The 13,090-nt window shown below is 67.6% G+C and carries 12 protein-coding genes; 8 read left to right on the forward strand and 4 right to left on the reverse strand.

What is annotated here, in order from left to right; genetic code table 11:
• The first annotated feature begins 35 nt into the window (after window positions 1-35).
• From G1H11_RS09820 to G1H11_RS09835, 4 genes are read left to right on the forward strand one after another with little or no spacing between them, the layout of a single operon-like run.
• Entirely contained in the window at window positions 36-1,106 is a 1,071-nt protein-coding gene (locus tag G1H11_RS09820; RefSeq protein ID WP_163818364.1) for a pyridoxal-phosphate dependent enzyme, read from the forward strand.
• Entirely contained in the window at window positions 1,099-2,316 is a 1,218-nt protein-coding gene (locus G1H11_RS09825; protein ID WP_163818365.1) for a M24 family metallopeptidase, read from the forward strand. The genes G1H11_RS09820 and G1H11_RS09825 overlap by 8 nt, the downstream gene beginning before the upstream one ends.
• Window positions 2,313-3,494, forward strand: a complete 1,182-nt coding sequence (locus G1H11_RS09830) for an amidohydrolase (RefSeq protein ID WP_163818366.1) — start codon at window positions 2,313-2,315, stop codon at window positions 3,492-3,494. Before G1H11_RS09825 ends, G1H11_RS09830 begins: the two co-directional genes overlap by 4 nt.
• Window positions 3,491-4,516, forward strand: a complete 1,026-nt coding sequence (locus tag G1H11_RS09835) for an asparaginase (RefSeq protein ID WP_163818367.1) — start codon at window positions 3,491-3,493, stop codon at window positions 4,514-4,516. Before G1H11_RS09830 ends, G1H11_RS09835 begins: the two co-directional genes overlap by 4 nt.
• Here G1H11_RS09835 and G1H11_RS09840 read toward each other — a convergent pair.
• Window positions 4,513-5,466: a helix-turn-helix transcriptional regulator gene (locus G1H11_RS09840; protein ID WP_163818368.1), complete on the reverse strand. Its 954-nt coding sequence runs from the start codon at window positions 5,464-5,466 to the stop codon at window positions 4,513-4,515. The two genes, G1H11_RS09835 and G1H11_RS09840, sit on opposite strands and share 4 nt — an antisense overlap.
• A 63-nt stretch (window positions 5,467-5,529) precedes the next feature.
• Between G1H11_RS09840 and G1H11_RS09845 the strand changes: the two genes are divergently transcribed.
• On the forward strand, window positions 5,530-6,735 hold the full coding sequence (locus tag G1H11_RS09845) for an epoxide hydrolase family protein (RefSeq protein WP_163818369.1): 1,206 nt from the start codon (window positions 5,530-5,532) through the stop codon (window positions 6,733-6,735).
• Between the two features lie 10 nt (window positions 6,736-6,745).
• Here G1H11_RS09845 and G1H11_RS09850 read toward each other — a convergent pair whose 3' ends face one another.
• From G1H11_RS09850 to G1H11_RS09860, 3 genes are all read right to left on the reverse strand, one after another.
• Window positions 6,746-7,435: an SWIM zinc finger family protein gene (locus tag G1H11_RS09850; protein WP_163818370.1), complete on the reverse strand. Its 690-nt coding sequence runs from the start codon at window positions 7,433-7,435 to the stop codon at window positions 6,746-6,748.
• The gene (locus tag G1H11_RS09855; protein ID WP_163818371.1) at window positions 7,428-10,064 is read right to left on the reverse strand and encodes an SNF2-related protein; all 2,637 of its coding nucleotides are present in this window, start codon (window positions 10,062-10,064) and stop codon (window positions 7,428-7,430) included. The genes G1H11_RS09850 and G1H11_RS09855 overlap by 8 nt, the downstream gene beginning before the upstream one ends.
• Window positions 10,065-10,249: 185 nt before the next feature.
• Window positions 10,250-10,594, reverse strand: a complete 345-nt coding sequence (locus tag G1H11_RS09860; RefSeq protein WP_163818372.1) for a hypothetical protein — start codon at window positions 10,592-10,594, stop codon at window positions 10,250-10,252.
• Window positions 10,595-10,686: 92 nt separating this feature from the next.
• On the opposite strand from G1H11_RS09860, the gene G1H11_RS09865 reads away from it, so the two are divergent.
• From G1H11_RS09865 to G1H11_RS09875, 3 genes are all read left to right on the forward strand, one after another.
• The gene (locus G1H11_RS09865) at window positions 10,687-11,391 is read left to right on the forward strand and encodes a copper homeostasis protein CutC (protein ID WP_163818373.1); all 705 of its coding nucleotides are present in this window, start codon (window positions 10,687-10,689) and stop codon (window positions 11,389-11,391) included.
• Window positions 11,388-11,645, forward strand: coding sequence for a DUF4031 domain-containing protein (locus tag G1H11_RS09870; RefSeq protein WP_163818374.1), 258 nt, complete (start codon window positions 11,388-11,390; stop codon window positions 11,643-11,645). The genes G1H11_RS09865 and G1H11_RS09870 overlap by 4 nt, the downstream gene beginning before the upstream one ends.
• A 235-nt stretch (window positions 11,646-11,880) precedes the next feature.
• Window positions 11,881-13,032, forward strand: a complete 1,152-nt coding sequence (locus G1H11_RS09875) for an acyltransferase family protein (RefSeq protein ID WP_163818375.1) — start codon at window positions 11,881-11,883, stop codon at window positions 13,030-13,032.
• Window positions 13,033-13,090: the final 58 nt, after the last annotated feature.

Consider the following 13,090-nt stretch of genomic DNA (forward strand, 5'->3'; position numbering starts at 1 on the left):
CGCGACGGTGGGAGCCAGCGCCACTACCGAACGGCGTGGCTGAACTGCACCAGTCGCTGCCCGGCTACCGGCCAACTCTCCTGCGCACAGACTTTCCCGGACTGGTCCAGCGATGGTGCGCCCGCCAGGTAGCGGTGAAAATCGAGAACGACCGCTGGGGACTCCCGTCGTTCAAAGTTGTCGGTGCGTCGTGGGCCCTGGTAAGGGCGCTTCGCGACCATCTACCCGCCGACTGGGCACCCGATGCCGGCTTACCGGCTCTGAAAGGCCGGCTGACGGGCGTGTCACTGCTAGCCGCCAGCGAGGGCAACCACGGTGAAGCGCTGGCCTACCTAGCCCGCTTGTTGGAGCTTGACTGCCGAGTCTTCGTCTCCAACGAGGTTCCAGACCATGTCCGGAGCCGGATCTGCGCGCAGGGCGCTGAGGTGATTGTGGTTCCAGGCACATACGACGACGCCGTTGCGGCGTCAGCGGCCGCTGTGACTGAGGACCGAGTTCTCGTCTCGGACACGTCCTGGTCAGGTTATGAAGACGTGCCACAGGCCGTGGCGGTGGGCTACAGCACAATCCTGCGCGAGTGCTCTGAGCAACTGACGTCGACCAGCGCTCCCGTGCCGGATCTAGTGGTCGTTCCGCTCGGCGTTGGTGCTTTGGCGTCGGCGGTGATCGACCACTTCGCTAGGATCGGGAGCGATCCTGTCGTGGTCGGCGTCGAGCCGTCCGCCGCCGCGTGCGTCATGGCAGCCATCTCCGCGGACCGCATCGTCTCGCTGACCGGGCCACTCGAATCCCGGCTCTCCGGCCTCAACTGTGGCACGACGTCGATGGTTGCTTGGCCGTCACTACGGGCCGGCCTTGACGCAGTCGTCGCTCTCGACGACGACGAGGGTGTGGCTGGGAGCGTATTGGCGGAACAGATGAAATTGCACGTAGGCCCATGTTCCGGGGCGGCGCTGGCCGCAGCAGATGCACTGCTGAAACACCCAGCACGCCGGGCTGTGCTCGGGCTGCCAGAGCAACCTTCAGTCCTCATTCTGGCCACCGATGGCCGACCCGCACCGGCGACGGACGCGCCGACCTACCCGCAGGAGGCCCAGAATGTCTGAGAATCGACACGAACCTGGGCCGGGTAGCCTGGCCCCCGCAGGGCTGGCCGAGGACTTGCCCACGCGCTGGAGCCGTTTGCGTGGGCAGATGGACAGCCGGGAATTGACGTGGCTCCTCGCAGTCCGCGACGAGTCAGTCACCTACCTGTCCGGCTATGTGAGCACTACTTTTCGAATGCACAGCCGGCCGATCGTCGCACTTCTCGGTCACGACGACCTGCATGTGGTCGCAGCCGAAACGGAGGTCGACTCGGTCAGGCTTCGCGCGCCGGGCGCGATCGTGCACTCCTACGTGGAGATGGATCCTCCGGGACCCGGCCTCCCCGACGGGTACCTCCAGTTCGCTCCACACGCCGCGCGCGTACTCGATGCGATCATTTCGGATTCTCCGGGCTCGGTTGGGGTGGATGGATTTCGGGCGTCGTGGCCCCCCGTCGGCCAGCTGACCGACCTCATGCCTGCCTTGTCAGATCGGCGTGCGTCCAACAACACCGCCACCGTCGACGCTTCGGCCCTCGTGTGGGCATGTCGGAGCGTCAAATCCGCGTGGGAGCAAGCACGGATGCGGCATACCGCCGGGGTACTGAGCCGGGTCTTCGACGTCATGCCCGACCGAATTCGCCCAGGGATGACCGAGCGGGAAATCTCACGAGAGTTCAGCATCGCCCAACTTGAGCTGGGGGCGCACGAGGTCGGGCCGCACGGATCCGTGGCTCGGGTCCATCACGGCCTCTTCGGCGGCCCAACGGACGCGGTGTGGCACCCCGGCGACTTGCTGTACCTCGACGGGGCACCCATCATCGATGGCTACTGGGCGGACTTCTGCCGGATCTACGCAGCTCGTCGGCCCAGCCCAAGCGAGCGCGAAGGCTACGCCCGGGCGGTCGCGGGACTTGACGCGGCACGGGAGCTCGTCGCTGCGGGGGAATCGGCTGCTGTTGTCGGCGAAGCAATGCGACGAGCGATGAGGGTGGAACCAACTGAGGTCGGTTTCGGTCGCTTCGGACACGGTATCGGGCTGCACGTTCCGGAACCGCCTTCCTTGCACCCGGACGACCCAACCACGTTCCAGCCGGACAACACTGTGTGCCTCGAGCCATGTGTCAGGCATGACGGCTTGAACTTCGTGGTCGAAGAGACATGCGTGATCACCGACAGCGGCCTTGACCTGATCTCGCCAGCTGCCGTCCGCAGCATCATCGAGCTGTGAGAGAGGCCATGCACAACGTCACACGCCTGGTAGAAGCTGTGGTCGATCGGACCGTAGCGCTACGTCGCCAGCTCCATGCCCGCCCTGAACTCGCCTTCCGCGAGTATGAGACGGCAGCGCTCGTCTCGGCCGAACTCGACGATATCGGCGTTCCCTACCAGATGGGTGTCGCGGGCACCGGCGTGGTGGCGCGGCTGGCAGGGCGGGCGGGGCCCGGTCCCGGTCCCCGGCTGTTGTTACGCGCTGATATGGACGCGTTGCCGATTACCGAGGTTGACGACGGCCGGCCACATCGTTCGGTGATTCCAGGTGTGATGCACGCGTGTGGGCACGACGGTCATGTGGCCGTGTTGCTCGGTGTGCTGCGGTTGCTTTCTCATACGGCTCCGAGCTGGCACGGAGAGGTGGTCGCCATCTTCCAGCCCGCGGAAGAGACCGACGAGGGAGCCGCAGCCGTGATCGCCACGGGGGTGAGCGACGGCGCCGATATCGCCCTGGGGCTGCATCTGGACTCCACGATCCCGGTCGGTTTTCTTGCCGTAGGAGACGGCGTTCAGTTTGCCTCGTGTCACCAGTTCACTATCGAGATGATGGGGGACGCGGGGCACGCCGGGTTTGGGACGGCGGTCGACGCGGTCGCTTCGGCTTCCGAGTGCGTGCTTGCGATCGAGCAGCTGTCCGCGACGTGGGATGGCCAGCGAGCATCGGTCGCCGTCCTTCGCGCGGCTGACATGCCGAATATCGTCCCGGAGGCAGTCACCATCAGCGGCACGTTGCGCTCCTTGCGGCCCGACGGTGAAGCCCACAGCAGGCACCAGCTCGAACAGATCGTGAAGTGGGTTGGCAACCGGCGGCGTGCCCGTGCGTCGGTTATATGGGGACCGGACTGTCCGGCACTCGTCTGCGATCCTGGAGTAACAAACATGGTGCGTGCAGCCGCTGAGAGCTCGACATTTGTGCGCCAGGTGGTCCCCGGAACCCCGACAACCGGGTGCGACGATTTCGCAAGGTATGCCGAACGTGCTCCTGCGTGCTATTTCCGTGTCGGTTCGGCTCCGCGTACCGGCGCGATAGATCACCACCATCCGGCGTTCGACCTGAACGAAGATGCACTTGCGCCCGCGTTGGAGGTGTTGGCACGTGCCAGCCACGCCGTCCTGGCGGAAACGCACTCATGAGACGAGTAGTGCTCTTGACGACGGGCGGCACCATTGCTTCTCGGCTGCTGCCTCAAGGTGGCTATGGCGTTGCCACCAGTTCCAGCCTTGCTGCGCCGGTTGTTGACGACATCGGTCACGTCGACGTCCGATCAGTGACGCACCGCAACTCCTTCGATATGACGCATCGCGACATACGGCAGATCACCGAGTCAGCCGCCGATGCCCTTTCCTCCCCAGACGTTGCCGGCGTAGTGGTGGCTCACGGAACGGATACTCTCGCCGAGACAGCGGCGCTGCAGGCCCTCATTCATGCAGACCGAAGGCCGGTAGTTGTGACCGGCGCACAACGGCCACCCGATCATGCAGAGCCGGACGGCCCGCGCAACCTTGCCGATGCCATCCGGGTGGCCGCGCACCCGTCCGCCCAGGGACTCGGGCCACTGGTGGTGTTCGGGAAACGGGTGCTTCCTGCTTGGGGGACGACAAAGGCTCACACCGCGTCACTGTCGGCCTTTCTGAGGGTGCTCGACGAGCCCGCTGCCTCGCATGGCGGGGGACGTGACCTATCGGTTCCCGGACTCGTGTCGCTTGGCTTTCCGATCCGTCGTCCGGATCCGCTGCCAGCGCCCACTCCGGTGTTCGACCACATGTCGGTGCCGGTCGTCACCAGCCACGTGGGAGCGGATGGGCAACTGTTGGATCTTGTCGTGGCGGCTGGGGCGGACGCCGTCCTGATAGTCGGCACCGGATTGGGCAACGTGACAACGCCGCTGGCCCGTGCGGTGGAGAGAGCTGTGGCCCGAGGGTTGCCGATCGGGGTGTCGAGCCGAACTTTGCAGGGGCCACTGGCTCCCATCTACCGAAACGGCGGCGGACGTGACCTCGTCGACGCGGGTGCGGTGCTGCTCACAGGCGTCGATCCTGGCCAGGCACGAATATTCCTGGCACTCGTGGCGTCCCTTAATGATCACGACTCCCGGCTGAGCGAGTTACGTCGATACGCGAGCCGCTGGTGTGCACAAGACCCCGGCTCTCCCTAGCCGCCAGCGGCACGGAGATAGCGATCGGCTTGCCGCCGCAGGTGGTCGGCGAACTCGGGCGGCTCGATCACGTCGAAGTCGACGTCGAGCATCGACACGTAGACGGCGAGCATGGTGAAGGAGTCGGACCCGGCGCTGATGATGCAGCTGTTCTCGTCCACTGCCTCGACCTTCACCACCGAGGGCAGCCGTCGGGACGCGTCGTCAGCCGGCATGTGCAGCCGTACCTGGGCACGCGCCTGCCAGGTGGCCGTGTCCACGCCGCTCGCCACGAAGGCAGCCACGTCGCCGCCGGGCAATTCACGCGGGGTGAAACGAGGGCCGGTGGGGATGCGCGGCGTCATCCGGTCGGCCCGGAACGTCCGCCAATCCATCCGCTCAACGTCCCACGCCACCAGGTACCAACGACGTCCCCGATGCACCAGGCGGTGTGGCTCCACCTTGCGCACACTCTCGGTGCCGTCGTGCCCGCGGTAATCGAACCGCAACTGCTCGTGGTCGCGACAAGCCACGGCGATGGCCATGAGCACGTCTGTGTCGACGGTAGGACCCGACTCCAGCGCAGGGACCGTGGACGACAGGAGCGTGGAGACCCGGTGACGCAGCCGGCTCGGCAGGACCTGCTGGAGTTTGGCGAGGGCACGGACGGACGTCTCCTCGATGCCGGTGATGCTGCCGCCCGCGGCAGTGCGTAGCCCCACGGCTACGGCCACCACCTCGTCGTCGTCGAGCAAGAGCGGCGGCATCTCGGCGCCGGCACCGAGCCGGTACCCGCCGGTGACACCGGGCGTCGAGTCCACCGGATAACCGAGGCTGCGTAGGCGTTCCACGTCCCGGCGTACAGTCCGGACTGCTACACCCATCCGTTCCGCTAGATCCGCGCTGGCCCATTCCCGGCGCGCTTGGAGGAGGGACAGCAAGCGGAGGAGTCGGGCGGAGGTTTCCAGCATGAATTCAAGTCTGCCACCAATCGCGGCCTTAACCTGGCCGCAATTGGCGGCAATGTTGTCCTCATGACACACACAACAGACATCCGCCCGTACCGCATCGACATCCCGCAGGCCGACCTTGACGACCTGCGCGACCGCCTGGCCCGCACACGGTGGCCCGCGGTCATCAAGGGCACCGGCTGGGAGCGTGGCGTCCCGGTCGACTACCTCAAGGAGCTGGCCGAATACTGGCGCACCGAGTTCGACTGGCGCGCACAGGAGGCCAAGCTCAACGAGTTTCCGCAGTTCGTCACCACCGTCGACGGCCAGGACATCCACTTTCTGCACGTGCGCTCACCGGAGCCGAACGCGCTGCCGCTCATCCTGACCCACGGCTGGCCGAGTTCGATCGTCGAGTTCACCGCGATGATCGGCCCGCTCACCGACCCTGCGGCGTATGGCGGCGATCCCGCCGACGCATTCCACGTGGTCGTGCCATCTATTCCCGGATACGGCTTCTCAACGCCCGTCCGCGAGGCAGGCTGGGGGAACCTGTTCCGGGTGGCGCAGGCGTTCGCCGAGATGATGCGCCGTCTGGGATACGAGCGTTACGCGGCTCAGGGTGGCGACGTCGGCGCCGGCGTGGCGGGGATGTTGGCCATGCTGGAGCCCGAGCGTGTCGTCGCCACCCATGTCAACGGGCCGACGCCGTATCCGTTCGGTCCTCCGCTGGAACTCGACGGGCTCTCCGACGACGAGCGGGCGCGGGCCGAGCGGTTCAACGAGTTCAAGGACGACGGCCTCGGCTACTTGCATCTTCAATCAACCCGCCCGCAGACCGTCGGCTACGGCCTGACCGACTCGCCCGTCCAGCAGCTCGCGTGGATCGTGGAGAAGTTCAAGGAGTGGACCGACCCGGCGGCGGAGCTTCCCGACGATGCCGTGGATCGCGACCGGCTGCTGACCAACGTGAGCATCTATTGGTTCACCGGAACCGGTGTTACGGCCGCCCATTCGACATACGAGGGCATGCAGGCATTCCGTCAGTTCATCGAGGAGTCTGCCGGATTGGGGAACGACGACGACCCGTCGGCCCACGAGGATGCACCTGCCCTGCCGCCTGGCGGTGTCGCCGTGTTCGCCGCCGACAACAGCATTCGTCATCTGGTCGACCCAATGGGCAGCGTCGTTCATTGGTCCGAGTTCGACCGCGGCGGCCACTTCGCCGGCATGGAGACGCCTGACCTGCTCACCGGTGACGTGCGCCAGTTCTTCCGGGCCTACCGCTAGCGCTCTGCACCTAACGGTGACAGAGGCGGGTGAGGAGCTCGGCGGCGCGGGCCGAGGCCTCGGTGATGATGCGGTCTGCCGTCGCGGGGTCGAGCTCGGGTGCGGCGTTCGTGGAATCCGGCGACGACGGGTGGGCGTTGCGGCGCTGGAGCTCGGCCAGCACGTCGTCCTCGGCTCGGCCGCGCATCAGCAGGAGTAGGAACGGGTCGGCGTCGAGCAGCCACGACGCCTGGTAGCACAGGGCCGCGGCGTGGGTGCAGGGATGTCCCCAGTCGTCACAGGTGCAGCGCGGTTCTAGGTCGTCGATGCCGGGCAGAAGGGACACACCTGCGTCATCGGCGGTCTCGGCCAGCTCGTACGGCATGTCGCGGTCCAGAAGGGCCGCGACGTGACCGGCCTTGGACGCGATTGCGTCCAGTAGGCGCTCCCAGTCCGCCTCGGAGAGCTCGTCGAGCGCCACCACGGTGTCGTGTGGCGTGTGGTCGTCTCCGAACACGGTCGCGGAGATACGGCCCGGGCTCACGGTGATGGTGCCGACATGCCCGCCGTGGGCGAAGACGCGGCCACGGCGGAGTGCGTCGGAATCCAGAGACGTGTCCTCCAGCGCGTCGATCCAGGCGTTGCCCCACCAGGTCTGCGCACGGCGGGTGCGGCGCTTGCGGGCTGGGAACGCCGGGAAGCCTTTGGCCAGCTCACTCATGGGCACCTCGAAGTTCGACGAGTTCAGCGAGCTCGGCGTCGGAAAGCTCGCTGAGGGCGGTTTCGCCGGAGCCGAGCACGGCGTCGGCGAGGTCGCGTTTGGTTTCCAGCATGGCGGCGATGCGATCCTCCACGGTGCCCTCGGCGATCAGCCGATGTACCTGGACCGGGCGGGTCTGCCCGATCCGGTAGGCGCGGTCCGTCGCCTGCTCCTCGACGGCGGGGTTCCACCAGCGGTCGTAATGGATCACGTGGCCGGCGCGGGTCAGGTTCAGCCCGGTGCCGGCGGCCTTCAGTGACAGGATGAACACCGGCGCCGCTCCGTCCGGGCTTTCCTGGAACCGGCGCACCATCTGCTCGCGCTGATCCACCGGCGTCCCGCCGTGGAGCACTTGCACCGGCACACCCTGGGCGCCCAGATGCTCATCCAGCAGGCGCGCCATGCTGACGTACTGGGTGAAGACGAGCACGGCATCGCCTTCGGATGTGATGGTGCCGACCAGCTCGTCGAGCAGGTCGAGCTTGCCCGAGCGGCCTGGTGCTCCGAGCGGCTCCTTCAGGTACTGAGCCGGGTGGTTGCAGATCTGCTTTAGTGCGGTCAGCAAGGCGAGCACCAGGCCCCGTCGGGCCATACCCTCACTCGTCGCGATCCTGGCCATGGTGTCCCGCACGGCGGTCTCATACAGCCGCACCTGCTCAGCGGTGAGCGACACCGGCCGGTCGGTCACCGTCTTCGGCGGCAGCTCCGGCGCGATCCCGGGATCGGACTTGCGGCGGCGCAGCAGGAAGGGACCGACCAGGCGGGTGAGACGGCGCGCCGCCTCGGTGGCGTGCGGCGCCCGGCCTGATTCGATCGGATCGGCCCAGCGAGATTGGAACTGGTGGCGCGAACCCAGGAGGCCCGGCGTGGTCCAGTCCAGGATCGCCCACAGCTCGGCCAGGTTGTTCTCCACCGGGGTACCGGTCAACGCGATCCGGGCGCTCGCCGGTATGGCCCGCAGCGCTTGCGCCGTCTTCGACCGGGCGTTCTTGATGTGCTGGGCCTCGTCGGAGACGAGCATCCCCCAGGGCGCAATGGAGAGGGCGTCGTCGTTGTCACCGGCGTCGAGGCGCATCGTGCCGTAGGTGGTGATGACGAAGCCGCGGTCGGTGTGGTCGAGCACCGCCTCGATGTCCCGGGACGAGCCGTGGAACCGCCGCACTGGCGTTCCCGGAGCGAAGCGGGCGATCTCGCGCTCCCAATTGCCCATGAGCGACGCCGGACAGACGACGAGGGTCCGCCCGGCGGTGGACGGATCGGACTGACGGTGCAGATGCAGCGCGATGACGGTGATCGTCTTGCCCAGACCCATGTCGTCCGCGAGACATGCGCCGAGTCCCAATGAGGTCATCCGGTGCAGCCAGCGCAACCCGCGCAGCTGGTAGTCCCGAAGCGTCGCCCTGAGCTGGGCGGGTGCTTCGACCGGCTCATCTCCCGACTCGGGCGCCGCGATCCGGTCGCGCAGCTTCTCCAGCCAGCCCGTCGGCTCCACGGTGAACCGCTCGCCGCCGATCTCCGCCGTTCCGGTCAACGCCGCGCCAAGCGCATCGAGGGCATTCACCGTCTTGGGCTCGGTCTCGCTCGCCTTCTCCGCGAGCCTCGGATCCACCAGGACCCACTGGCCGCGAACCTTGGCGAACGGCCCTCGGCTGGCGGCGATCACATCGAGCTCAGTCTGGGTGAGCTCGGCGCCGCCCAGAGTGAAACGCCAGCTCAGATGCAACGGCTCGATACCGTCGAACGCGAATATGTCATCCACGCGCCGACCATGGCTAGAGGGGTGCGAGAGCGGGCCCGACGTTGGTATCACCGCGGTGACGCCGAGCTCGGTGGCGATCTCGGGCGGCCACGCCAGACCGATGCCAGCCGCGGCCAGGCGTTCCGCGCCGCCACCCAGTAGGTCGCTCACCTCGTCGTCGTCCAGGGCCAACCGGTCCGGAACCTGCTGCCTCAGCAGCCGTTCCAGAGGTGCCCAGACGCCCGCCGCCCGGCGCAGACCCAGCATCGTGGCGGCGCGGGCTCCGGGGCCGAACCGCTCCCCATCTGTCCACAGTTCGGTGAGGTCCTCGATGTTCGCCGTTTCGGCCAGAGCGTGGATCTGGACGACGGCGAGAAGGCGTTCCCCCGGCGTGCTGGCCTCCAGCGCGTCAACGCCTCCAGGCAGCTCCAAGCGCAGCGCGATACCCACGCCGGCGTTGACATCCGGTGTCGCGAGATAGTCGGCGACGGCGTCGAGGTATTCCCGGGCATTGCGGACACCGTCCGGTGCGCGTGACTCCAGATCCTCGAGGAGCTCGTCGTCGCCGGAGCGGTCCAGACGCCAGACAACCGAGCCGGTCACGGTGTGGACGTCCGGGACTATCCGGCGCTCCTTGACCTGCTCTACGGCGACGAGCGTGGCGGCACGCCAGAATTCCACCGTGGGATGCGCGCCGGAGTGCCGAGCCCGGCAGAGCGCCGGAACCGCCTCGGCCAGGGACCACTCCACGGTGGACCCCGGATCGTCCGGGCTCCGGAAGATCAGCCGGCCGCTTCGGGGTGGAGTGTTCGGCTCGAAGGTGGTGATGCTTCGTCGGAGCTCGGAATCCACGCACTACCTCTTCTGCCGGTCCGTCTGGGCGGGATGCCCAACGCCGCCGTCACGCCGCATATTCCGCGAGCTCCGGATCGGAGGGCTGGGGGAGGCTTCTGCGGGCACTTTAAGAGCTGTCCGTGCGATGCTTTTCCCGCACGGGCCGCGACGCCCGCAGGGCCTTCCCAGCCCGCCCATTGGGGCTACCGAAGCGCACCGAGCGGGGCGACGACGATTCCGCCCTTCTCGCAGACCCAGTGCGGGTCGGGGCCGAGTTCCGGCTCGATCCGCATCTCATGCGGGGAGGTCTCGTCGCAGGCCTTGCACAGGGGCCAGCGTCCTAGTCCCTGGTCGAGAAGCCGGTCCTGTACATCCTGAGCGATCTGCCCGGCGACGAACGCGGCGCCATCGGGCCACTGCTCTACCCACCAGCGGCGCTCGGTGACGGCCTCGTCCAGAACGTCGACCGCGGCGGCCGCGTCGGCGCCGCGGGCATTGAGGTCACGGAGCACCACGGCGCGCGCCGAGAAGAGGACATCGTCGTTCACACCATCGATGGTGCCAGGTGCCGGGCGCAGCGCGAAACGGGCTGGAACGGGCCTGACCGCCTGAGGCGGCGGAGGTGGCACACTGTGCACCTATGCAGCCCCTGCTCGAAGTCATCGTCCTCGGTGCGGCTGATGCCGCCGGGGCGGTGGAGGGTGGCGCGGACCGCCTCGAAGTGGTGACCGACATGGGCGCCGGTGGCCTGACGCCGTCCGTCCAGACTGTGCGCGACCTCAAGCGCGCCTGTGACCTTCCGTTGCGGGTCATGCTCCGAGCCAACGACGGCTTCGCCACCAGCGGTTCCGAGCTGTCCCGGCTGATGGGTGCCGCGCATCAGCTCTATGCCGCGGGCGCGGACGGCTTCGTTCTCGGCTTTCTCAACCCGGCCGTGGAGATCGACGTCGACGCGACCCTTGCGCTGGTCGAGGAGCTCAGCGGGGCGCCGTGGACGTTCCACCGGGCCATCGACCAGACCCTCGACGACGACCGTGCCTGGGAGACCGTGTCGGGCCTTCCGGGGCTGGATACGGTGCTGACCGCAGGCTCCCCGCGGGGGGTAGGGGCCGGGCTGGACGAGCTGTGCCGCCGTGCGGTCGACTCGCCGGTGGCGGCGAAGCTGATGATGGCCGGCGGCGGACTGGCGCCGGACCATGTTCCGTGGCTGGCTCGTGCGGGCGTGCGCCAGTTCCACATCGGCGCGGCGGCTCGCCCTGGCCGGTCGTGGAAGGCGTACACCGACGCCGCCTTGATCCGGTCCTGGCGCAGGCTCATCGACGATGCGGTGGCGTCGGCTCTGTGATCCTCGTCGACCCGCCAGCCTGGGCCCGCTACGGACAGCTGTGGTCCCATCTCACCTCGGACCACTCGTTCGAGGAGCTGCACATGTTCGCCGCTGAACTGGGCCTGCCCGCACGGAGCTTCGACGGTGACCACTACGACCTGCCGGAATCGATGTATCAGGCCGCCGTGGCGGCAGGAGCCGTCCCGGTCAGCGGGAAAGAGCTGGTGGCCCGGTTGGTGGCGGCGGGCCTGCGTCGCCGCAAGCGCCACTGATCGCGGTTTGGGGTGACTGGCGGGGTGGCCAGGGGTGGCCGGGGGCGGTACGGGCGGCCGGGTGCGGTACGGGCGGCCGGTGCGGTAGGGGTTCTGGTGCCTTTGCAATGCACACCTATACGCACATGGGCCGGCGGGCTGCGTGGAGGCTCGTGGTGGTGCCCTGTGCTCTGAGCTAGATCAATGATGCGTATCTGTGCGCATTGCAAAGGCTGGGGGAGGGAAACCACAAGAGATGGGATCATGCGGCCCGATCGGCCGGGCGCTCGCCAGCGTCGACGAGCGTGTCGATAGCACGCCCGAAACACGCAACCGGGCGATCGACTTCCTGCGGGTCGCCGCCATCTGCGTGGTGGTGATCTGGCACTGGGCGTTGTCCATCAATCACCGCCGAGACGGACAGCTGGTCAACCCGAACCCGGTCGAGCAAGTTCCCGGTGGATGGCTGCTTACGTGGGTGCTCCAGGTCATGCCGATCTTCTTCATCATCGGTGGATACGCGAACCTCACCGGCTGGGACTCGGTCACGAGGCAAGGCGGCGCGGCCTACGCATTTCTCCGCAGACGCATGAGCCGCCTGCTTCTGCCAGCAGCGGTGTTCGCAGCCGTCTGGGTGCTCGTCGAGCTCACGCTGCGGCTGACGCTGACCGACTACGCCGGTGCCCTGGATCTCATGCCGATCATCTTCACCCCGTTGTGGTTCCTCGGGGCATACGTCCTGGTGACCATGCTGGTCCCACTTACCGCGCGTCTGCATCGCCGGTTCGGTGCCGGCGCCACGATCGCGTGGGGCGTGCTCGTCGTCGTGGTGGATCTCGCCAGGTTCGGCGTGGGTGAGGAGTGGCTGGGACTGGCCAACTCGGCATTGGTATGGATCTTTGTTCACCAGCTCGGTTATCTGTGGCGCGACGGTTCCCTCGATCCGATCGGCCGGCGCTGGGTACTCGTAATCGGCGGCTACGCCGCCGTCGCCGCAGCGACGACGTTGGACTCGTACCCGAGATCGATGGTCGCCGTCGCGGGTGAAGACGTGAGCCACATGTGGCCGACGACGGCGGTGATCGGCGCTTTGGCGCTCGGCCAGACCGGTCTGGCCTCCCTCGCGGCGCCCGCGCTGCGCCGCTGGATGCGGCATAGAGCCGCATACCGGCTCGTCGTCCTCCTGGGCGGCGTGCTCCTGACGATCTTCCTTTGGCATATGACCGCGCTGTTGATCGTCTTCCTCATGGTCGAGGCGCTCGGGTTCACGCCTGGCGCCGAGCCGACGCTCGAGTGGTGGTTGCTGCGGCCGTTCTGGGTGGTCGCGCCCGCGCTTGTCCTGGTGGTGTTCGTCGCCCTGTTCGCGCCGATCGAGCAGCGGATCCGCCGTGCTCTGTCGCTGACGTGAGTGGGCGGTGGGGGCGCGGGCGTGCCTCCCAAACCGGGAGTGCGGGACCGGTCCCAGC

It is taken from the genome of Phytoactinopolyspora alkaliphila (assembly GCF_010550695.1).
GTDB classification, from domain to species: domain Bacteria; phylum Actinomycetota; class Actinomycetes; order Jiangellales; family Jiangellaceae; genus Phytoactinopolyspora; species Phytoactinopolyspora alkaliphila.